Genomic DNA, 21,267 nt, shown 5'->3' on the forward strand with positions numbered 1-21,267 from the left:
TCTCAGGCAAATGGCGCTTCCAGCATCAGCCGCGCCGCTTTCAGATCGACCGTCTCGAATCCTTCTGTGAAGCGCGCATAGGTCACGGCGAGATCGTCGAGCCGATTTTTCGCGCCCTGCTGACGCCGCAGCGCTGCAAGCGACATCTCGGTCCGCAGCTGCCAGGACAAGGCTCCCTGCTGCTCGGCCAGCGCGAGAGACGCGGCAAGGCTCGCTTCGGCGGCATCGAGATCGCCGCTGCGCGCTTCGAGGTCGCCACGGCGGCGGAGCAGCTCCGGCATGTCAAAGCCGCCGCCGCCCTGCTCGACGCGGGCGATGGTCTCTTGCAGGACCTGCAATCCTTCCGTCAATCGTCCCAACGCCGCAAGTCCGCGCGACAGGTCGGCTGCGAACGCCGAGGCGTAGAGCTCGTAGCGGTCCGCATGCAGGCGGGGAAGCGCAGTCCGCAGCCGGTCGATGCCGCCGGCCACCTCGCCGCGGGCGATCATGGTCTGCGCGCGAAAGCCGGTGGCGACGGCTTCGTAAGGAGCGAGCCCATGCACGTTCGCATGCGTCGCGAGGCGGTCCGTCATCGTCTCGACGGCTGCCCAGTCGCCGACCCAGCCGAATACCGACGATGACCAGCACAGCGCGATGCAATGCATCACCACGTCGCGCGGCGCCGCGGCACCGACCAGCGGGCGGACGCAGTCGAGCGCACGATCGGGAAAGCCGCGCAGCCACAACACCCGCGCGAGCGGAATCTGCGGCGTACGCGAATAGGCGAAATGACCCGGCTGCGTTCCGCGCAGCGCAGCGTCGTCACGCACGCCCTCGTCGAGATGGGCCTGCGCCTCGGCCTGGTCGCCGACGAGATGATACGACACGCCAAGGAGCGCCTTGCTGCCCGCGATCCCCGCGGTATCGCCGATCTGCCGCGCAATGCGCTCGGCCTGGCGCGCGGTCGGCACCAGATGCCGGTAATCTCCGGTGCGACGATAAAACATGTTCAGCCGCGACAGCAATCTGAACGCATTGGCGTGATCGGAAAGCGCTTCCGCGATTTCCAGCCCGCGCCGCAGTGCCGTCTCAGCCTGCTCGCTGTTGCGCTCGGTAAACATGAAGGCGTGACCGAGCGTCGACCGAAGTTCGAGCTCCCATCGGCCGCCCCGGTTGACGTCATCGAGCGTCGCGAGCGCGCGGCCGGACCAGATCCGCGCCTCGTTCAGCAGGTTGAGCTCGACGAACAGCCTTGCGGTGCTGCCGGCGAGCGGCACGCACAAGGCCAAGCCATCGTCGCTGGCGTAGCTCCATTCCAGCGCGGCGCGGGCATCGGCGAGCAGGCTTGCACGCTCCTGCAGGCGGGCGGCCTGATCGCCGCCCTGCTCCGCCATGCCGGATTCGAGCGTGCGCTGAACATAAGAGACATGACGGCGCGCGATCGCGGCCGCCTCGCCGCCGTCGGCGAGCTTCTGCATGGCATAGGCGCGCGTGGCATCCAGCAGGCGATAACGCCGCGAGGCGCCGTCCGGCTGCGCCGACACCAGCGATTTTGCGACCAGCTGCTCCAGCGCATCTACGACACGATCGGCCGGTGCACCATCGTCGGCCGCGACCGCGATCGCGCCCTTGAGCGTGAAGGGACCTGCGAAAATGGCGAGCCGCTGAAACACCATCCGTTCGCTTTCGCCGATCAGGCCAAAGCTCCAGTCGAGCGTAGCCCCCAACGTCTGCTGCCGCGGCGGCGCCGTCCGTCGCCCGCGCCATTCGAGCTTGAGCCTGGAGTCGAGCAGCGCGGCCATCTCCCGCAAGCCGTAGACGCCGACGCGCACGGCGGCGAGCTCGATCGCCAGTGCAATGCCGTCGAGCTTGCCGCAGATCTCGGCGAGAACCTCGGCATCATCGTCCGTGATATCGCCGCGATGACCCGCGGCGGCGGCGCGATCCACGAACAGCTGCGCGGCGGGATAATCCAGCACTTCGCCGGCGCTGAGGCGGGCGCCTTGCGGCGGGCCCGGCAGCGGGACGAGCTCGAATATCTGCTCGCCTTCGACCAGCAGCGACTCGCGGCTGGTGGCGAGGATCGCGATCCCGGGCGCCTCGCGGTAGATGTTCTCGGCGAGGCGCGCGACCTCGTCGATGACGTGCTCGCAGCTGTCGAGGATGAGAAGCAGCCGCCGCCCGCGGAGGAAATTGACGATGCTGCCCGAGGGGTCGTCGTGATGCACCACCAGGCCGAGGGCAGCAGCAACGGTGCTCGCGACCAGCGCGGCATCCTTCAGCGGACCGAATTCGAGGAAATGGATGTTTCCCTCGAAGGTCTGCCACATCTCGTGCGCAAGCGCGGTCGCAACGGTGGTCTTGCCGATGCCACCCGGCCCGCGCAACGTGACGAAGCGGTCGCTGAGCAGACGGGCCGACAGTTCCGCCAGAACATCGTCCCGGCCGATCATCCGGTCCAGCCGGTGCGGCAAAGCTGCAGGCGGTGTCGTTGTTTCGGGGGCACGCGGCGCGGGTGCCGGAGCAGCGTTGTGCTCGCCACGTTGCACGGGCGCGACGAAACAATAGCCGCGGCTGGGAACGTTGGTGATGTAGCGAGCGCCTTCCCTGCCGTCACCGAGCACCTTGCGCAGCTCGGCGACATGGACGCGCAGGCTGATCTCCTCGACCGCGAGACCGGACCATGCATAGCTGAGGATCTCGTTCTTCGGCACCACTTCGCCGGCACGGCTGACGAGCAGGCGCAAAATATCCATCGCACGGCTGCCGAGCTTGACCGGAGCTCCATCCTTCTCGAGCAGCCGCGATCTCAGCGAAAAGGGGCCGAACGACACGGCCTCGAGATCGAGGCTCGCTCCGGCGCCATTGCCATGGGACCTGTGTCCTGCCGGAAGCTCGGTCACTTCTGACTCATCTTGACGACCACTTCATTCAAATGCGCGGCGACTATACCCGCCATCAATGCGCGGTCCAGCGAGGGCATGCTCCGGCCTCACAACGGCACATCGATCGCCACGTGATATCCAGCAGTGTTCTCACATCACACCGGCCTGCGCAAATCATTGAAAAACTGGACAAAATCAAACGCACTGCGACGGGCTGCCACACCCTGTGAGCGCGCACAAAATCTAACACATCCTAATCACCACTAACGGGCTTCTTGTCCGGCTCACGCCTATCCTCTGAACATGACAAGCATCCTTCAAAGCCTTGTTGGACGCTTTGGGCTTGAGAGTTTGCCGGTCGCCGCCAGCGGCCGCGATGCCAAGAGAGGACGAGCGATGTTTACTGACTTGCAGGCGGCGCACGCCTGGATCGATCTTCAGGCCGGCCCACGGGATCATCAGATCCAGGCAGTACAGGCGATCCCCAAAGAACGCGAATGGCGTCGCATCGACCACGGCGCGGAGGCTGGGATCGGGGACATCACGATTTCGCGATGGGAGGATTTCAGAGAGACCTCATCGCACGACGCGACGACGCCGGAGGATCGCTATTTCGTCGGCATCGCCTTGAAGACCACGCGCGCGCGACTGACCCGTGATCGCCAGATCATTTTCGACGGCGCCATGCCCGCAGGGACACTCTATGTCAGCGCGCCGTCGAAGCCCCTCGGCGCACAATTCCAGACGCCTTGCGCGTTCCTGCACTTCCACATCTCCGTTGACCATTTCCCGGCGCAATCACCTGCGGGCGACGGACTCGACGACCTCGTCCTGCTGCGCGACCCGCTCGCCGCCGAGCTCGCCAGAGCGCTGACGGAGCGCGGCGATGCCGCCGACCATCAATTCGCGCGCTGCATCGGCCAGACCCTTGCGATGCACCTTGCGCGGCTGGAGCCACCGCGCGCGCGGGTCAATGCGTTGCCGAAATGGCGGTTGCGGCGTGTCGAGCAATACATCGCCGATCATTTCGAGCGTTGCATCAGCCTGTCCGAGCTCGCCAATGTCGCCGGCCTGTCAAGGATGCACTTTGCGGCACAGTTCCGCACCGCGACCGGCTACCGGCCGCGCGAATACCTGCTCAATCACCGGATCGAGCATGCGAAGACACTGCTCGCAACGACCGGGCGGCCGCTGGCCGAGATCGCCTTGGCCGTCGGCTTCAGCACGCAGGCGCATTTCTCGACCGTCTTCAAGCGCATCAGCGGCCAGTCGCCTGCGCGCTGGCGCCTCGCCAGCAAGGGCGAGCGCCATGAGCTCGAAGCACTGCCGCGGCGTCGGCCGGTTCCGGACAGGGACTGGATCACCAGCGCTGCCGCGTAGTTTGTATGGCGATTCTTTAGGCGCAAGTCCCCTCGCTTGCGCCGGCTCGAGCCCTCCTCCTCCCGGGTCTACGAGCCTCTTGGGGCCGCCCTGCTCCCATACAGGGCGGCTCCTTTTTCTTGTCTGTCGTCGCGATGGTTCGAGACGTTACGCTTGTGGGCCGGTGCGGCCGGATTCGTAGAGGAACCAGATCCGGCGCTCGGCCTCGTCGATCCAGTTCTCGATCAAGCTGGCGGTCGCGACATCGCGATATTCGTCGCAAAGCTCGTGCACGCGCCGCATCTCCCGCGTCAGCTGCTGGTTGTCGCTGCGCAATTCCGCCAGCATGTCGAGGGGATCGACATAATCGGCGTCGTTGTCGAGGATGCGCTGCTCGCGTGCGATTTGGCCGATCGAGCGCAGCGCCGTGCCGCCGATCTTGCGCGCGCGTTCGGCAATGTCGTCGGTCATGGCGAATATCTGGTCGGCCTGCTCGTCCAGCAGCAGGTGATAATCGCGAAAATGGCTGCCCGACATGTGCCAGTGGAAATTCTTGGTCTTCAGATAAAGCGCGAAGACGTCGGCGAGCAGAGCGCGCAGTGCGGCGGGAATGTCCCGGTTCGCATTGGCGCCGAGATCGGTCGGGCTTTGGAGATCTGCCTTGGTCATGTTCGTTGATCCTTCGGTGAGGAGACGAACCCTTAGCAGCGCCACGCGGGTGGTTCTTTCGTCATGCACGGGGCGATTTCGAATTCGCACGGGTGGGGTACACCCCTCCCGCATCGCCGACACCGGCCCCGGATTACGCCTCGCGCAATCCGGGCTACGCCGTTGCTGTCCCCCTACACCGGATCGAACGCCCGGATCGGCGGCAGATTGCCGGTGAACTTCTCCACTTCCACCGTCGTCAGCTGCCCCGTGCAGCCCTGCGCGAAGGACGAAGTGCCGATATCCCGGGTGAGCACGTTGGGATTGCCGTGAACGCAGAGCGGGGCTTCGTCCTCGGGGTCCATCGGATCGTACCAGGCTCCGGTCGGAAGCTGCACGACGCCGGCCGCGATGCCGTCGGTGACGTGGACGGCGGCAAGGCACGCGCCGCGCTCGTTGAAGAGGCGGATGATGTCGCCGTCCTTGATACCGCGCGCGTCGGCATCAACCGGGTTCATGCGCGCGACCTCGCGGCCGCGATGCTTTGCGCCCAGCGAATGTCCGCCGAAATCGAGCTGGCTGTGCAGGCGTGTCACCGGCTGGTTGGCGACGAGGAAGCACGGCGCACCCGGCTTCGGCATGTCGGTCTTCTCAAGCCAGACCGGATGGCCGGGGCAATCCGCATCGCCATGGCCGGCGATCTTCTGCGAAAAGATCTCGATGCGGCCGCTCGGCGTCGGCAGCGGATGATTGACCGGATCCTCGCGAAAGCTGCGCAGCCGGCCGCCGTCATCGGGCTGTTGCGGCACGACCAGGCTGCCGCGTTGCCAGAATTCATCAAAGCTCGGGGCCTCGAGGCCGCGCGCTTCGAGCGAGGCGCGGGTCGGTTTATAGAGATACTCCAGCCACTCCCGCGACGTGCGCCCCTCGGTGAAGGGCTCGCGCGCGCCGAGACGCTCGGCGAGATCGGCAAAAATATCGTAGTCGTCGCGCGCGAGGCCAAACGGCTCGGCGATCTGGTGCATCGCGACCATCAGCGGATCGTTGCTGGAGTAGCCGATGTCCTCACGCTCGAGCGTCATCGTCGAGGGCAGCACGATGTCGGCGTGGCGCGCCGTCGCGGTCCAGGCGAGCTCGTGCACGACGAACGTATCGAGCTGCGCAACAGCCTTGCGCAGGCGGTTGATGTCCTGGTGGTGATGGAACGGATTGCCGCCGGCCCAGTAGACGAGGCGGATGTCCGGATAGGTGCGCGTCTCGCCATTATAGCGATAGGTGGAGCCGGGATTGAGCAGCATATCGGCGATGCGCGCGACCGGAATGAAATCACGGACGCCGTTGCGGCCCTGCCCCAGCGTCGGCCCGGGCACGTCGTTGACGCGGCGGCCGTAATAGCCAATCGCACCGAGCGAATAGCCGTAGCCGCCGCCGGGAAGCCCGATCTGGCCGAGCGCTGCCGCCAGCACCATGCCCATCCACACCGGCTGCTCGCCATGCTCGGCGCGCTGCAGTGAATGCGAGACAGTGATCAGCGCGCGCTTTCCGGCAAGGCGGCGCGCGAGCGTGCGGATCGTGTCCGCGTCGACGCCGGAGATCGCGGCGGCCCATTCGGCATGCTTGGGCTGTCCATCACTCTCGCCGGTGAGATAGCGCAGGAAGACCGGCCAGCCCTCGGTGTAGCGATCGAGGAAGGCCTGATCGTGCAGGTTTTCCGCGACCAGCGTGTGGACGATGCCGAGCATCAGCGCGGTGTCGGTGCTCGGCACGCACATCATCCACTCCGCACCGGCCTCGACAGGCAGGTCTTCGCGGAGCGGGCTGACGAGAATGAACTCGCAGCCGCGCCGGCGCGCCGCTGCCATGGCATCGCGTTCGACATGCTTGCTGATCGAGCCGCCGGCCACCATCGAGTTCTTCAGCGCCATGCCGCCGAACGCCAGCACGATCTCCGTGTCGGCAGCAATCTGCTCCCAGGTGACGTTGCGCTTGGTGATGTCCTCGTAGCCCGCCAGGATCTGCGGCAGCAGCACCGAGGACGCGCCCGAGGAGTAAGAGTTCACAGAACGGACATAGCCGCCCATCGCGATGTTGAGGAAGCGATGCACCTGGCTCTGCGCGTGATGGAAGCGGCCCGCGCTCGACCAGCCATAGGAGCCGCCGAACACCGCGCCGGGGCCGCGCGTGTCGCGGATGCGGCCGAGCTCGTCGCCGAGCAGATCGAGCGCCTTCTCCCAGCTGACGGAGACGAATTCGTCGCGGCCACGGCGATCGTCCGGGCCGGGTCCGCGTTCGAGCCAGCCGCGGCGGATCGCCGGCTGCGCGATGCGCGCCTGGTGGCGGAGCGCACCGGGGAAATTGTCGATGATGCCGTTCGGATCGGGATCGCCCGCATAGGCCCTGACCTCCAGCCCGGCCGCGCCCTGGCGCGCCGAGAACACGCCCCAATGCGAGGTGTGCGGCTTGAAGCCGTCCGACAGGTCGAGGCCGGGGTCGGGGAAACCAATCGTATCGTCCATCGTCTGATCCTTGTTCCGGTACGTGGTGGCAGTATACCGATCCACGTCCCGATGTCATCGAGATCAGGGCTGACGCAGACGCTGGGCTCCCGTGCACTGTGCGGTCTGGTGAACGTTTCGTTGGACTGACGGTCCCCGAGTCCGCGAAGCGAACGGCCCGGTCCATGTCGGCGACCTCGCCAGATTGAGCCGCGCCCGGAATCGCTGAACGTCCTCGTCGATCTCGCGGTGCCGGAGCTGCAATCGCGCGGCGTCACGCCTGCGTACGATGCTCGCGGAACGCCGCCGCCAATGCAGCCAGGGCCGCGCGCGAGCGCTGGTCCGTCAAGGACGAATGAAGCACGACCTCGGACGACGGCAGCTTGGGAAGTCCGAGCTTCTCGCCGATGTCGATGGTGCCGGCCGGCGCTATGCGATACGACAACGGCGCGATGGCGAGCCCCGCCACGACCGCGGCATGGACCGCCGAGGAGCCACCTCCCAAAAACACCTCGGTCCATTTCAGGCCGGCCGCATCCAGCGCCTGCGTGGCGATGTTGCGGACTCCACAGGTCGGCGTCAGCGCGGCAAGGCGCAAGGGCTCTCCGGTCCTGTGCTCGAACCCCTGCGCCGCGAACCAGCCGAAGCGTTCATGCGCCAGCGTCTCACCATCGCGACGATCGTCCTCGCGCTGGACGATGGCCGCGTCCAGCCGCCCTTGCTCGAACAGATCGAGGAGGTTGCGCGAGCTGTCGAGCCGGACCTCGATGGTCAAGTTCGGATCGTGCGCATGAAGCCGTGACAGCAAGGCCGGGACCTCTGGGCCCGCGACATGCGCGGCGATGCCCAGGCTGAAGTGACGCGGAGGCGCATTGAGTCCGGCGATCGCGCGTTCGTGAGCCGCAATGAAGTCCCGCGCGCCTTGCAGGAAGGCCGTCCCCTGCGCCGACAGCCGCACCGATCGCGGCGTGCGTTCGAGCAACCGATGACCGACCCGATCCTCGAGCCGCTTCAGCTTGACGCTGATCGCACCTTGCGTGGTCCCCAGGGCCTCGGCGGCGCGCGTGAAGCTGTGGAGATCCGCCACCATCACAAACGCCCTGACGGCATCGACATCGAGCGAGATCATTCCATCATCCGCCTTTGTTGTCTCTGAAATCTATATTGATCCGATTTTGTTGTGGTCAAGGGCTCCCTATGTTCGCGCGGCGCGACGCAAGCATACCGGAAACCGACGTTTCTCCATCGAACGACGTCCTGCCTTGCGTGTCGGCAATCGGCACCGAACCTGGAGGTCACAGCTGTGACGGTCTCAACATCACGACGAAATACGATCGCCCTGGCTGCTGCGTGCCTCGCATCTCTCATGTTCGGCCTCGAGATCTCCAGCGTGCCGACGATCCTGCCGACACTGGAGACGGTGCTGCACGCAAACTTCCAGCAGCTCCAATGGATCATGAACGCCTACACCATTGCGGTCACGACGGTGCTGATGGCGACGGCGACGCTGGCGGATCGCTACGGCAGAAAGCGTGTATTCGTCGCCAGCATTGCCGTGTTCGGTCTTGCCTCCCTGGTCTGCGGCCTCGCGCAGGACGCCCTCGTCCTGATCGTGAGCCGTTTCCTTCAGGGCATGAGCGGCGGCGCAATGCTGATCTGTCAGGTCGCGGTTCTCTCCCATCAATTCCAGGCTGGCCCGGAGCGTGCGCGCGCCTTCGCCGCCTGGGGGATCATCTCCGGAATTGGTCTTGGCTTCGGTCCGATCGTCGGCGCTGCGATCGTCGCGGTTTCCGGCTGGCAATGGGTATTCCTGATCCACGCATTGATCGCGATCGTCACGATCGCGCTCGCGGTGACCGGCGTGCGGGAATCTCGCGATCCCGAGGCCAGCCATCTCGACGTCGCTGGCATCGCCACGCTCTCGACGTCGGTGTTTTGCGTCGCCTTCTATATCACGCAGGGCTCCGATTTCGGCTTCGCCAGCCTGACCGGCCTTGCGATCGTCGCGACGGCCGTTTTGAGCTTCGTCGCCTTCGTGGTCGCGGAAATGCGCAGCGCCCGTCCGATGTTCGACTTCTCCGTCCTTCGGATCCGCGCCTTTTCAGGCGCGCTGCTGGGATCTGCCGGCATGAATTTCAGCTTCTGGCCCTTCATGATCTACCTGCCGATCCTCTTCCGCAGCGCGCTTGGCTACGACAATGTCGCCGCGGGCCTGGCGCTGCTCGCCTACACGCTTCCGACGCTCGTCGTACCGCCGTTCGGCGAACGGCTGCTGCTGAGATTCGGCGGTGGCATCGCCATCCCGGTCGGCCTGTTCGTGATCGGCCTTGGCTTCATGCTGATGTGGGCCGGCAGCGGCGCGGAGCACGTCACCTGGCTGACGCTGGCGCCGGGATGCCTGCTCGCAGGCATCGGTCTCGGCCTTACCAACACGCCGGTGACCAACGTCACCACCGCATCGGTGTCGAGCACGCGCGCCGGTATGGCCTCGGGAATCGACATGAGCGCCCGCATGATTTCGCTCGCAATCAACATTGCCCTGATGGGTTTTATCCTGATCGCCGGCATTTCAGCCTGGCTGCACAGCGCGCTTCCCGGCGCGCTCGATGCCGGCCGCCTGCAAGATCTCGCGGAGCGCATCGCTGGCGGCGCCGCCCGCGTGACCGATAGTCCCGAGTTGAGCCTGCTGCCGGCGGCGGACACCGCCCTGCACGATGCATTGATCCATGGTTTCAAGCTGGTGATGCTCTATGGCGGGATTTCCGTCTGGCTTCTGGCACTGGCGAGCTTCGCGATCGGCGGCGACAGCCCCGCACGGCAGCGCCGGACTCGAGGCGAGAACGAACGCTGCTGTGTCCCCCGCTCCTCGTCTTGACCGCGATGCCGGCCCGGGACGCGCGACGATTGTCGAGGTGTCGCGGAGAAGGAGTCGAGCGGTGAAGAAGCGACCTGCAGGACCTCGCCCTGGTGGCTAAAATGTGCGATATGCGTCCCATCTCCACAGCAACATCGGTCACGTCATGATCCAGCGCGTCTTGCCCTACGAAGGACTCCTCCACGAAGTGGTTGAGCACGATGGTGTGCTCTACATCGGCGGGATCGTCCCCGAGGATACGAGCCTCGACATGTCGGGCCAGGCAAACGACGTCCTCGGCCAACTGGCGCGCCTGCTGAAGACCCTCGGATCCGACTTGGCCAAAGTTCTTCAGGTGACCATCTACATGACCAACCTGAAGGAGAAGGCGGAGTTCAATGCGGCCTGGAAGGCGCACTTTGCAGAAGCTCACCTGCCGGCACGCGCTGCAATCGGCGTGGCCGATCTCGGTCCGGGCGTCAAACTCGAGATGACTGCCATCGCTGCCCGGCAATAGCGGCGGGCCCAAAGCTGGTTGCCAAGGTCAATCCAGCTTGATCCAGACACCCTTCGTGTGCAGATATTCGTCGAGATGCTCGGTGCCGCCCTCGCGGCCATATCCGCTCATCTTGTAGCCGCCGAACGGCATTGCGGGATCCAGCGCGTGATAGGTGTTCACCCACACCGATCCTGCGCGGAGGCTGCGCGAGATGACGTGGGCCTTGCTCACGTCGCGCGTGAAGACACCTGCCGCGAGCCCGTACGGCGTTGCGTTGGCTCTCTCCACGGCCTCGTCGAGGGTGTCGAACGGCAGTGCCGAAATCACCGGGCCGAAGATTTCGTCACGGGCGATCTGCATGTCGTCGGAGACGCCGGCGAACACGGTCGGCTCGACGAAATTGCCCTTCGCGAGACTGCCCTCCTTCGCGCGCCGGCCGCCGGCCACCACGGTTGCGCCCTCGTCGCGCCCGCTTTGCAGAAAGCCCTCGACCTTGTCGAGCTGCCGCTGGGACACGAGAGGCCCGATCTCGGTCGACGGATCGGCGCCATCACCGATCTTCAGCGCGGAGGCGAACTTGCCAAGCCGCTCGACCAATTCATCATGGATTGTCCGCTCCACGAACAGGCGCGAGCCGGCGATACAAATCTGGCCCGAATTGGCGAATGCGGCCATCGCGGCGATCGGCACAGCCTTGTCGAGGTCGGCATCGGCGCAGACGATGACTGGCGACTTGCCGCCGAGCTCGAGAGAGACCCGCTTGAGATTGCCGGCTGAAGCGCGAAGGATCGCCTGGCCAGTCGTGGTGGACCCGGTGAAGACGATCTTGTCGACATCGGGATGTTCGGCCAGAGGCGCGCCGGCCTCCGCCCCGGTTCCGGTCACCACGTTCACGACGCCGGGAGGCACACCGGCCTCGTTCATGAGATCCGCGATCAGCAGCGGCGTCAGCGGCGCCTCTTCCGACGGCTTGAGCACGATCGTGCAACCAGTCGCGAGCGCGGGCCCGATCTTCCAAACCGATGCAGCCGTCGGCGCGTTCCACGGGATGATGGCGCCAACCACGCCGACGGGCTCCTTCCGCGTGAACGAGACGATGTCCCCCGGAAGCGAATTATCGACCGTCTGCCCGTGGAGCGAGGTCGCCATGCCGGCGTAGTATCGCAACATGCCGATCACGCGAAGCTTGTTCGCCCGTGTCCGGGCGATCGGCATTCCCATATCCGCCGTATCGGATTGGCTGATCTCCTCCCAGTGCTTCTCGAACAGGTCGGCGATACGCAGGAGCAGCGCCTGCCGCTCGAACGGCTTGAAACGGCTCCACGGCCCCACAAAGGCGCGACGGGCCGCAGCGACCGCAACGTTGATGTCGGCGGTCTCGCCGCGCGGGACGCGCGCGATCACTTCGCCGGTCGCGGGGTTGCGCGTCTCGAAGACTTTCCCCGAGCGGGCTTCCACCCACGCGCCATCGACAAACATCTTTCGGGTTCGGCCGTCGACCGGAAATCGGATCTCGGCATTCGTCATCGGAGTACTCCTGTCTCGACGGAGGCCATGACCGGATGCCCCGCCGTTGTTTGATTTCGCGCTTTCATAGCGGTGATTCCTCGCCTCGGGCAGGTCTTGCAGGCAGCCGCGAGCAGGCGTCAAACCGAATATCAGGGCGGACCGGCCTTGGAGGGATCGATCGAGATCTGGCGCTTCAGCGTGCGCAGGCCGAATGTCGTTCGCGACTGCCGGATGCCCGGGATCCTGTACAACGCCTGCCGCAGGAAGCGCTCGTAGTGATCGGTGTCGCGCACGACGACCTTGATGAGATAGTCGTAATCGCCGGTCACCAGATAGGCTTCCGTCACCTCCGGAATTCGCGACAGGGCGGCGCCGAAGCGCTCGAGCACCTTGTCGTCATGCTTGTCCAGCGTGATCTCGACGAAGGCGATGTTGTTGTAGCCGAGATGGGCGTGATTGAGCACCGCGACATATTTCTCGATCGCGCCATTTTCCTCCAGGCGCTTCACCCTGGTCCAGCACGGCGAGCTCGACAGCCCGACCTGCTCCGCCAGCGCGCTCGTCGTCAACCGGCCGTCCTCGCTGAGCGCCGAGAGAATCCGGCGATCCAGTTGATCGAGTTCCTCGACGGGGCTTCGCTTGGAGGGCATCAGTCGATCTTTCTGTCATTTTGCAGTTTTGCGGGAAAACCTTCCGCGATTTTGCCAAACCTGTCGGAATTTTGGGAAATTTTCTCGAAACAGAAGATTATCATGTACCGCGAGAGAAACTGACATGCAACCTCGACAGCCCCGGCGCGTCAGCGTGATGGCCACCACGCCCGACCCCTTTGACGGGATCGTCCGCCTCGTCCTCGACGCGGCGCGCTTCGGCTTCGGCCTCGACCAGGTCGCGATGACAACGCACTCCGATGGGAACCGAACGATACGGATGGTTCTTGAAGTGACGCCGTCGGCTGATTGCGCAGACCTCACGGAACGGTTGTCACGCCATCCGGCGATCACGGACCTTTCCGTCGCGGAGCTCGCCTGCGAGGACGCCGATCGGCCAGGCATTGTCTCTCCAGGACCTGCAAACGAGCGGATGCTTCCATGACCAGCCCCACGCCCCTTCACTTCCACGTTCCGGAGCCTGCGAGCCGGCCGGGGGGCAAGCCGGATTTCTCCGGCGTCTCGATTCCAAAGGCAGGCTCGGTCCGGCGCCCGCCGGTCGATGTGGCGCCCGAGGAGATTCGCGATCTCGCCTATTCGATCATCCGCGTGCTCGACCACGAGGGGCAGGCAATCGGGCCATGGGCGCCGGACCTTTCCCTGGACGAGCTGGTCGCCGGCCTGCGCCACATGATGACCCTGCGCATTTTCGACGCACGCATGCAGATGGCGCAACGCCAGGGCAAGACGTCCTTCTACATGCAGCACACCGGCGAAGAAGCCGTGAGCTGCGCGTTCCGCATCGCGCTCGGCCCCGACGACATGAACTTCCCGACCTACCGCCAGGCCGGCCTGCTGATCGCGCATGACTATCCGCTCGTCGACATGATGTGCCAGATCTATTCCAATGCGAACGATCCGATGAAGGGACGCCAGCTTCCGGTGTTCTACTCGTCGAGGAAGCACGGCTTCTTCTCGATCTCAGGCAATCTTGCCACACAGTTCGTTCAGGCCGTCGGCTGGGCGATGGCCTCGGCCATCAAGGGCGACAGCCGCATCGCGGCGGCCTGGATCGGGGACGGCTCGACGGCGGAGTCCGATTTCCATGCCGCGCTCGTGTTCGCCTCGACCTACAAGGCGCCCGTCGTCCTCAATGTCGTCAACAATCAATGGGCGATCTCGACCTTCCAGGGCATCGCGCGCGGCGGCTCCGGCACCTTCGCGGCGCGCGGCCTCGGCTTCGGAATTCCTGCGCTGAGGGTCGACGGCAACGACTATCTTGCGACCTATGCGGTCGCGAAATGGGCCATCGAGCGGGCCCGGCTCAACCTCGGGCCGACGCTGATCGAATATGTCACCTACCGCGCCGGCGCGCATTCGACCTCGGATGATCCGTCCGCCTACCGGCCGAAGCACGAATCCGAGGAGTGGCCGCTGGGCGATCCCGTGATCCGGCTCAAGCAGCATCTTATCGCAGCCGGAGCCTGGTCGGAAGAACGCCACAAGCAGGCCGAGGCCGAGATTCTCGCCGACGTCATCGCGGCGCAGAAGGAGGCCGAGAGTTTTGGCACGCTGCACTCCGGCAGCAAGCCGTCGGCCCGCGACATCTTCGAGGACGTCTATGCCGAGCTGCCGCCGCATCTGCGGCGCCAGCGCCAGCAGATCGGAGTTTGAGCCGTGCCGCGCATGACGATGATCGAGGCGATCCGCTCGGCGCTCGACGTTTCGATGCAACGCAACGACGACGTCGTGGTCTATGGCGAGGATGTCGGCTTCTTCGGCGGTGTGTTCCGCTGCACGCAGGGCCTGCAGCAGAAATATGGCGTCTCGCGCTGTTTCGATGCGCCGATCAGCGAGTGCGGCATCGTCGGCACCGCGGTCGGCATGGCCGCTTATGGCCTGCGCCCCTGCGTCGAGCTGCAATTCGCCGATTACATGTATCCGGCTTACGACCAGATCGTCTCGGAGGCAGCTCGGCTGCGTTATCGCTCGGCCGGCGACTTCACCTGCCCCCTGGTCATCCGCATGCCGACGGGCGGGGGCATCTTCGGCGGGCAGACGCACAGCCAGAGCCCCGAGGCACTGTTCACGCATGTCGCGGGATTGAAGACCGTGGTGCCATCCAATCCCCATGATGCGAAGGGCCTCCTGATCGCGGCCATCGAGGATCCGGACCCCGTCATCTTTCTGGAGCCGAAGCGGCTCTACAATGGCCCTTTCGACGGTCACCACGATCGCCCGGTCACCCCCTGGGCCCGACATGAGCTCTCCGAAGTGCCGGAGGGACACTACACCACACCGCTCGGCAAGGCGGTGACGCGGCGCGCCGGCGAAGCCGTCACTGTCCTCACGTACGGCACCATGGTTCACGTTGCCCTCGCCGCCGTCGAGGAGACCGGTATCGACGCCGAGGTGATCGACCTGCGCACCCTGCTTCCGCTCGATCTCGAGACGATCGCCGCTTCCGTCGCGAAGACCGGCCGCTGCATCGTGGTGCATGAGGCAACGCTGACCTCCGGCTTCGGCGCGGAGCTCACCGCGCTGGTGCAGGAGCACTGCTTCTATCATCTCGAAGCGCCGGTGATGCGCGTCACCGGCTGGGACACGCCCTACCCGCACGCGCAGGAATGGGACTATTTCCCCGGCCCCGCGAGACTCGGGCAAGCGCTGCGCGACATCGTGGAGACACGCTGATGGGCGAGCGCAGCGTCAAGCTTCCGGACATCGGGGAAGGCATTGCCGAAGCCGAGCTGGTCGAATGGCACGTCAAGGAAGGCGATCTCGTTCGCGAGGACGATCTGCTTGCCACCGTGATGACCGACAAGGCCTCGGTCGAGATTCCCTCGCCGCTCGCGGGCGAGGTCAGCTGGATCGGTGCCCAGATTGGCGAAGCGGTCGCGATCGGCTCGACACTCGTGAAGCTCAAGGTCGACGGCGGCGACGACGCGGAGACCGAAGACAAGGCGCCGACGGACAACGTCGCCGCGCCATCGGCTGTGACGAAAGCCGAAACTGCGGGCGTTGCGCCAACGCCTCCTGCCCGCGTCCGCCCCGCGGCCATCGAAACCAAGCCGGCGACGACGTCTGCGGCCCGGCGCGCACCCGGCGAGAAGCCGACGGCCTCGCCCGCGATACGCCTCAAGGCGCAAGAAGCCGGCATCGACCTGCGCCAGGTCCACGGCACCGGTCCCGCCGGACGCATCACCCACGAGGACATCGACGCCTTCCTGTCGCGCGGGCCGGCAGCGGTCCATGGCCCCGGCATGAACCCGAAGACCGCCGTGACCGACGTGAAGGTCGTTGGCTTGCGTCGCCGCATTGCCGAGAAGATGGCGCTGTCGAAGTCCCGCATTCCGCACATCACCATCATCGAGGAAGTCAACGTCTCTCCGCTGGAGGATCTGCGCGCGACACTCAACAAGAAGCCGGCACCGGAACATCCCAAGCTGACGCTGCTGCCTTTCCTGATGCGCGCCATGGTCAAGGCGCTTGCCGAGCAGCCTGCGCTCAACGCGCTCTATGACGACGAGGCCGGCATCGTCCATCAACATGCCGGCATCCATATCGGCATTGCGACGCAGACCCCGTCGGGCCTCGTCGTGCCCGTGGTGAAGCATGCGGAGGCGCGTGACCTGCGGGATTGCAGCATGGAGCTGAACCGTCTCGCCCAGCGCGCCCGCGAGGGCACCGCGACACGCGAGGAATTGACCGGATCGACGATCACCGTCACCTCGCTCGGTGCGCTCGGCGGCCTCGCGACCACCCCGGTGATCAACCATCCCGAGGTCGCCATCGTCGGCGTCAACAAGATCGCGGTGCGTCCGCTCTGGGACGGCGCGCAGTTCGTACCATGCAAGATGATGAATCTCTCCTCCAGCTTCGATCACCGCGTCATCGACGGATGGGACGCCGCCGTCTTCGTGCAGAGGCTCAAGGAGCTGCTGGAGAACCCGGCGACGATCTTCGTCGACCCCTGAGGCGGAAGAAACAATGACCGAAATCACCTGTCAGCTCGTCGTTATCGGTGGCGGCCCCGGCGGCTATGTGTGCGCGATCCGCGCCGGCCAGCTCGGCCTCGATACCGTTCTGGTCGAACGCGGTAGACTGGGCGGAAGCTGCCTCAACGTCGGCTGCATTCCCTCGAAGGCGATGATTCATGTCGCCGAGGAATTCGAGAAGCTGACCGAGGCGGCACACGGCAAGACGCCGTTCGGCCTGACGGCGGCAGCGCCCGCGCTGGACTTCAAGCAGGCGATCGCCTGGAAGGACGGGATCGTCCATCGGCTGAACAACGGCGTCGCCGCGCTGCTGCGCAAGGCGAAAGTCAAGATCGTTCAGGGCCATGGACGCTTCCGCGACGGCAAGACGATCATTGTCGAGACCGAAACGGGCCCGAAGACGATCAAGGCCGAGACCGTCGTGATCGCGACCGGCTCGGCGCCCATCGAGTTGCCCTCCCTGCCATTCGGCGGCAGGGTCATCTCCTCGACCGATGCGCTGTCGCTGGCAGAGGTGCCGAAATCCCTCGTTGTCGTCGGCGGCGGCTATATCGGGCTCGAGCTTGGAACAGCTTTCGCCAAGCTGGGCAGCAAGGTGTCCGTGGTCGAGGCCCAGGACAACATCCTGCCGCTCTACGATGCCGAATTGACGGCTCCGATCACGAAACGCTTGAGCACACTCGGCGTCGAGGTGCTGACCGGCGCCCGGGCGCTCGGCCTGACTGCACAAGGAGACGGATTGCGCGTCGAGACCGCCGATGGCCAGGAGCGCAGCCTGACGGCGGACAGGATTCTTGTCACAGTCGGACGCACGCCGGTCACCGCCGCATTGGGACTGGAGCAACTCGTCCTCGACATGGACGGTCGCTTCATCCGTATCGGCCAGCATTGCGAGACCTCGATGCGCGGCATCTATGCGATCGGCGACGTCACGGGCGAGCCGATGCTGGCCCACCGTGCCATGGCGCAGGGCGAGATGGTGGCAGAGATCGCAGCCGGCATGCCGCGTGCATGGGACAAGCGCGGCATCCCGGCCATCTGCTTCACCGATCCCGAGATCGTCTCCGTGGGCTTGTCACCGGAGGAGGCTCGTCAGGCCGGCATCAACACCAAGGTTGGACAATTTCCCTTTGCAGCCAATGGCCGCGCAATGACGCGCCATGGCGAGCCCGGTTTTGTGCGCATCGTCGCCAGGGCCGACAATCAGCAGGTGATCGGCATCCACGCGGTTGGACAGGGAGTCTCTGAGCTGTCCGCCGCGTTCGGCCTCGCGATCGAGATGGGCGCGGTCCTGCAGGACATCGCCGGCACGATCCACGCGCATCCCACGCTGGGCGAGGCCATCCAGGAAGCCGCATTCAAGGCACTCGGCCACGCGATCCACGTCTAGACCTATCGCCGGAATCACGACCACCCGACGTCTCTGAACGCTCCGATCAGCGATCAGGCACCGATGACCTCAGCCATCGGTGCCAGCGTGACGCCGGCCGCGATAAGCCGCGTCCTCAGGCTCTGCGCCATCGCAACCGCACCCGGCGTATCGCCGTGGACGCAAACGCTGTCGATTCGGGTCGGCAGCCGCGTTCCCGACAGGCAGGTGATCGCGCGGTCCTCGATCATGCGAATGACCCGCTCCGACGCGACCTCCGCATCATGAATGACGGATCCGGCGAGGCGGCGCGAGACCAGATTGCCGTTGTCGGCATAGGCGCGATCGGCGTAGATCTCGCGCACCAAAGGCAGACCGAATTTCTCGCCGGCCCGCTCTGTCTCCTGACCGGGCATCACCACGAAGATCAGATTGCGATCGATGGTGCGGATCGCGCGCGCCACAGCTTCGGCGAGATCGCGATCCTCCGCGGCGATGTTGCCGAGCGCGCCGTGGGTCTTGACGTGGCGGACAATATGGCCGGCGTCGGATGCCAGCGCCATCAGCGCGCCGACCTGATAGAGCACGATCTTCTCGATGTCGGCGGGGCGCTCGCCCTGGATAGGCCTGCGGCCAAAACCCCAGAGATCGAGGAAGCCTGGATGTGCACCGGCCTGCACGCCATTGGCCTTCGCCTCGGTCAAGGTCCGATGCATCACGAGCGGGTCGCCGGCATGAAAGCCACAGGCGATGTTGGCCGAGGTGACGGTGCGCAGCATCTCGGCGTCGTCGCCGAGCGTATAGACGCCAAAACCTTCGCCCATGTCGCAGTTCATATCGATCAGAGTCATCGTCGTCCTCTTTTGCCGTGCAGGTTCGATATATCCATGATACGCGGTGCGCGTCACGGAAAATTCGGCGCATTGCCTGCATGAGCGTTGTCGCTTTTCGAGGAGCATGCATACGTCCGACGATTTCACCAGGGCATCCATGAGCAGGGCCAATAATGCACTCTACGCGATGCCGCGCTTCCGCCGATCCGGCGACGCGGCGCTGACCGTCGAGGTCGGAGATGGCATCGACGCCGATGTCAATGCGCGCGTCGTCGATCTCGACCGCGCACTGTCCGAGCGCGCGGTGCCCGGCATCGTGGAGATCGTACCGACCTACCGCACGCTGCTGGTCTGTTTCGATCCGACCATGCTGTCACGGCGCGACGTCGAAGCCGAGATCATGGCGCTGTGGCCGCCGGTGGCTCCGGAAGGACAGGTCCGTCGCCGCTGGACCGTTCCGGTCGCCTATGGCGGCGACAATGGCATGGATCTCGACTGGCTGGCGCAACGGCTCGATACCACGACGGACGAGATCGTGGCGCGGCACAGCGCAGCCGAATACCGTGTCTACATGATCGGCTTCATGCCCGGATTTGCCTATCTCGGCGGGCTCGATCGCGCACTTCATGTCGAACGGCGCCCGGAGCCGAGGCTCGTCACGCCGCCATGCAGCGTCTCGGTCGGAGGCCAGCAGGCTGCGGTCGCGCCGCCGCTCGCCGCGCCGAGCGGCTGGCACATGCTCGGGCGCACGCCGGTGCGCTCCTACGACCCGGCTCGCACGCACGAACCTTTCCTGTTCCGCGCCGGCGATCTCCTGCGCTTCCATCCCATCGGTGTCGCCGAATTTTCCGCGCTCGCGCGCGCGGCGGACGCAGGCGCGATCATCGCCGAGTGCGAAGAGTTGAAGGTCTGAGTGGCGCAATGTCTGTTGATCTCGAAATCGTCGAGCCTGGTCTTGCCACGACCCTTCAGGATCTCGGCCGACGCGGCTTTCAGCGCTACGGCATCTCGGCCTCGGGCGCGATGGATCCGATTGCGCTCGCAACCGCCAATGCGCTGGTCGGCAACAAGGCCGAAACGGCTGCGCTCGAGATCACCCTCGCTGGGCCGACGCTCAGTTGCGCCGGTGCCGATATCCGCTTCGCGCTGGCGGGCGCGGACTTCGCCATCACCATCGACGGACGGCCGGTTTCGTCTCATGAAACGCACGATCTGAAGGCAGGCCAGCGCCTCGCGATCGGCACGGCGCGGGACGGCGCCCGCGCCGTCCTCGCGGTCTCCGGCGGTTTTCAGGTGACGCCTATGCTCGGCAGCGTCTCGACGCATTCGCGCAGCCAGCTCGGCGGGCTCGACGGTGGTCCGCTGCGTGCGGGCGATCGATTGGCGCTGGCAGCTCCCGGACTGCCGGCGCGGCCACATCTGATGGTATCCCCGGCGCATCGCCGCCGCGCGCAAGGAGTCGTTCGCGTTCTCCTCGGCCCGCAGGACGATGCCTTCAGCGCCGAGGGCATCGCAACCTTCCTCGGCTCCGACTACGCCGTCACGCCGCTATCCGATCGCATGGGATGCCGGCTCGAAGGGCCGCGCGTTCAGCACGCGGGCGCGGTGGGCATCGTCTCCGACGGCACGGTGTTCGGCAGCATCCAGATCCCCGGCAACGGCCAGCCAATCATCCTGCTCGCCGATCGCCAGACCACCGGCGGATATCCAAAGATCGCCACCGTGATCTCGGCGGACCTGCCGCGGCTCGCTCAGCTCCGCCCCGGAGAACGCGTGCGTTTTGAAGCGATCGAGGACGACGTCGCTGTGAAGCTCGCACGAGAGGCGCGCGAACAGATCAGGCGCATCGACGCATCCTTGATCGAGATCCAGCGCACCGCCACGCCCACAAGCGATCATTTGCTGGCGTGCAATCTCATCGACGGCGTGACTTCCGCGTTCGATTGAACCGGGGTTGCGCCGGGCGTACGGCAGCCGCCACGCGCTGGCCGTTGCTGCACCAAATAAGAGACCGTTTGAAAAATCAGATGTTCAAACCGTTTTCCGCTCAAATCACCGATTTGGTGGGCGCACCAGGGCTCGAACCTGGGACCCGCTGATTAAGAGTTCAAACCTGCCTCTTCGCTGCAGCTTCCAAAAGCTTCCGCCAAACAGGCGGGAGCATCGGCCACCCAATTCTGACTTGCTAA

At 65.4% G+C, this 21,267-nt stretch carries 17 protein-coding genes; 10 read left to right on the forward strand and 7 right to left on the reverse strand.

The genetic code is table 11. The annotated features are described in order from the left end of the window. Nucleotides 1-2 precede the first annotated feature (2 nt). A complete protein-coding gene (locus AC1RR3_RS07660) occupies nucleotides 3-2,882 on the reverse strand; it encodes an ATP-binding protein (protein WP_492820982.1) in 2,880 nt (959 codons plus the stop codon). A gap of 378 nt (nucleotides 2,883-3,260) precedes the next feature. On the opposite strand from AC1RR3_RS07660, the gene AC1RR3_RS07665 reads away from it, so the two are divergent. Further along, the gene (locus AC1RR3_RS07665; RefSeq protein WP_492820984.1) at nucleotides 3,261-4,244 is read left to right on the forward strand and encodes a helix-turn-helix domain-containing protein; all 984 of its coding nucleotides are present in this window, start codon (nucleotides 3,261-3,263) and stop codon (nucleotides 4,242-4,244) included. Between the two features lie 147 nt (nucleotides 4,245-4,391). On the opposite strand, the gene AC1RR3_RS07670 is transcribed toward AC1RR3_RS07665, so the two are convergent. The 3 genes from AC1RR3_RS07670 to AC1RR3_RS07680 form a co-directional block, all read right to left on the reverse strand. Further along, on the reverse strand, nucleotides 4,392-4,892 hold the full coding sequence (locus tag AC1RR3_RS07670) for a Dps family protein (RefSeq protein WP_492820986.1): 501 nt from the start codon (nucleotides 4,890-4,892) through the stop codon (nucleotides 4,392-4,394). A gap of 173 nt (nucleotides 4,893-5,065) precedes the next feature. After that, on the reverse strand, nucleotides 5,066-7,387 hold the full coding sequence (locus AC1RR3_RS07675; protein WP_492820988.1) for a molybdopterin guanine dinucleotide-containing S/N-oxide reductase: 2,322 nt from the start codon (nucleotides 7,385-7,387) through the stop codon (nucleotides 5,066-5,068). Nucleotides 7,388-7,640: 253 nt separating this feature from the next. Beyond that, on the reverse strand, nucleotides 7,641-8,495 hold the full coding sequence (locus AC1RR3_RS07680; RefSeq protein WP_492820990.1) for a LysR family transcriptional regulator: 855 nt from the start codon (nucleotides 8,493-8,495) through the stop codon (nucleotides 7,641-7,643). A 174-nt stretch (nucleotides 8,496-8,669) separates the two neighbouring features. On the opposite strand from AC1RR3_RS07680, the gene AC1RR3_RS07685 reads away from it, so the two are divergent. Continuing rightward, entirely contained in the window at nucleotides 8,670-10,241 is a 1,572-nt protein-coding gene (locus AC1RR3_RS07685) for an MFS transporter (protein ID WP_492821431.1), read from the forward strand. Nucleotides 10,242-10,386: 145 nt separating this feature from the next. Beyond that, nucleotides 10,387-10,737 carry a RidA family protein gene (locus AC1RR3_RS07690; protein WP_492820992.1) on the forward strand — a complete coding sequence of 117 codons (351 nt, stop codon included), beginning with the start codon at nucleotides 10,387-10,389 and terminating at the stop codon, nucleotides 10,735-10,737. A gap of 27 nt (nucleotides 10,738-10,764) precedes the next feature. Here the strand turns inward: AC1RR3_RS07690 and AC1RR3_RS07695 are convergent, their stop codons facing one another. Both AC1RR3_RS07695 and AC1RR3_RS07700 read right to left on the reverse strand, forming a co-directional pair. Then, nucleotides 10,765-12,246, reverse strand: coding sequence for an aldehyde dehydrogenase family protein (locus AC1RR3_RS07695; RefSeq protein WP_492820994.1), 1,482 nt, complete (start codon nucleotides 12,244-12,246; stop codon nucleotides 10,765-10,767). Nucleotides 12,247-12,377: 131 nt separating this feature from the next. Next, complete coding sequence (locus tag AC1RR3_RS07700) at nucleotides 12,378-12,878, reverse strand: Lrp/AsnC family transcriptional regulator (RefSeq protein WP_008134518.1); 501 nt, start codon at nucleotides 12,876-12,878, stop codon at nucleotides 12,378-12,380. Between the two features lie 157 nt (nucleotides 12,879-13,035). Between AC1RR3_RS07700 and AC1RR3_RS07705 the strand changes: the two genes are divergently transcribed. Genes AC1RR3_RS07705 through lpdA form a run of 5 tightly spaced genes read left to right on the forward strand, consistent with a single transcriptional unit; the run spans nucleotide 13,036 to nucleotide 18,266 of the window. After that, complete coding sequence (locus tag AC1RR3_RS07705) at nucleotides 13,036-13,323, forward strand: hypothetical protein (RefSeq protein WP_492820997.1); 288 nt, start codon at nucleotides 13,036-13,038, stop codon at nucleotides 13,321-13,323. Next, nucleotides 13,320-14,552 carry a 3-methyl-2-oxobutanoate dehydrogenase (2-methylpropanoyl-transferring) subunit alpha gene (locus AC1RR3_RS07710; protein ID WP_492820999.1) on the forward strand — a complete coding sequence of 411 codons (1,233 nt, stop codon included), beginning with the start codon at nucleotides 13,320-13,322 and terminating at the stop codon, nucleotides 14,550-14,552. The genes AC1RR3_RS07705 and AC1RR3_RS07710 overlap by 4 nt, the downstream gene beginning before the upstream one ends. A 3-nt stretch (nucleotides 14,553-14,555) precedes the next feature. After that, nucleotides 14,556-15,572: an alpha-ketoacid dehydrogenase subunit beta gene (locus tag AC1RR3_RS07715; RefSeq protein WP_492821001.1), complete on the forward strand. Its 1,017-nt coding sequence runs from the start codon at nucleotides 14,556-14,558 to the stop codon at nucleotides 15,570-15,572. Further along, nucleotides 15,572-16,855, forward strand: a complete 1,284-nt coding sequence (locus AC1RR3_RS07720; protein ID WP_492821003.1) for a dihydrolipoamide acetyltransferase family protein — start codon at nucleotides 15,572-15,574, stop codon at nucleotides 16,853-16,855. The genes AC1RR3_RS07715 and AC1RR3_RS07720 overlap by 1 nt, the downstream gene beginning before the upstream one ends. A gap of 13 nt (nucleotides 16,856-16,868) precedes the next feature. After that, on the forward strand, nucleotides 16,869-18,266 hold the full coding sequence (lpdA, locus tag AC1RR3_RS07725) for a dihydrolipoyl dehydrogenase (protein WP_492821005.1): 1,398 nt from the start codon (nucleotides 16,869-16,871) through the stop codon (nucleotides 18,264-18,266). A 53-nt stretch (nucleotides 18,267-18,319) separates the two neighbouring features. Here the strand turns inward: lpdA and AC1RR3_RS07730 are convergent, their stop codons facing one another. After that, nucleotides 18,320-19,096, reverse strand: coding sequence for a LamB/YcsF family protein (locus tag AC1RR3_RS07730; RefSeq protein ID WP_492821007.1), 777 nt, complete (start codon nucleotides 19,094-19,096; stop codon nucleotides 18,320-18,322). A gap of 139 nt (nucleotides 19,097-19,235) precedes the next feature. Here AC1RR3_RS07730 and pxpB point away from each other — a divergent pair, with 139 nt between their 5' ends. Both pxpB and AC1RR3_RS07740 read left to right on the forward strand, forming a co-directional pair. Next, nucleotides 19,236-19,991 (forward strand): 5-oxoprolinase subunit PxpB, encoded by a 756-nt coding sequence (pxpB, locus tag AC1RR3_RS07735; protein ID WP_492821009.1) that lies wholly within the window; start codon nucleotides 19,236-19,238, stop codon nucleotides 19,989-19,991. Nucleotides 19,992-19,999: 8 nt separating this feature from the next. Next, nucleotides 20,000-21,025 (forward strand): 5-oxoprolinase subunit C family protein, encoded by a 1,026-nt coding sequence (locus AC1RR3_RS07740; protein WP_492821011.1) that lies wholly within the window; start codon nucleotides 20,000-20,002, stop codon nucleotides 21,023-21,025. The last annotated feature ends 242 nt before the right edge of the window (nucleotides 21,026-21,267 follow it).

Source organism: Bradyrhizobium sp. GW821-FHT13H05 (assembly GCF_058804065.1).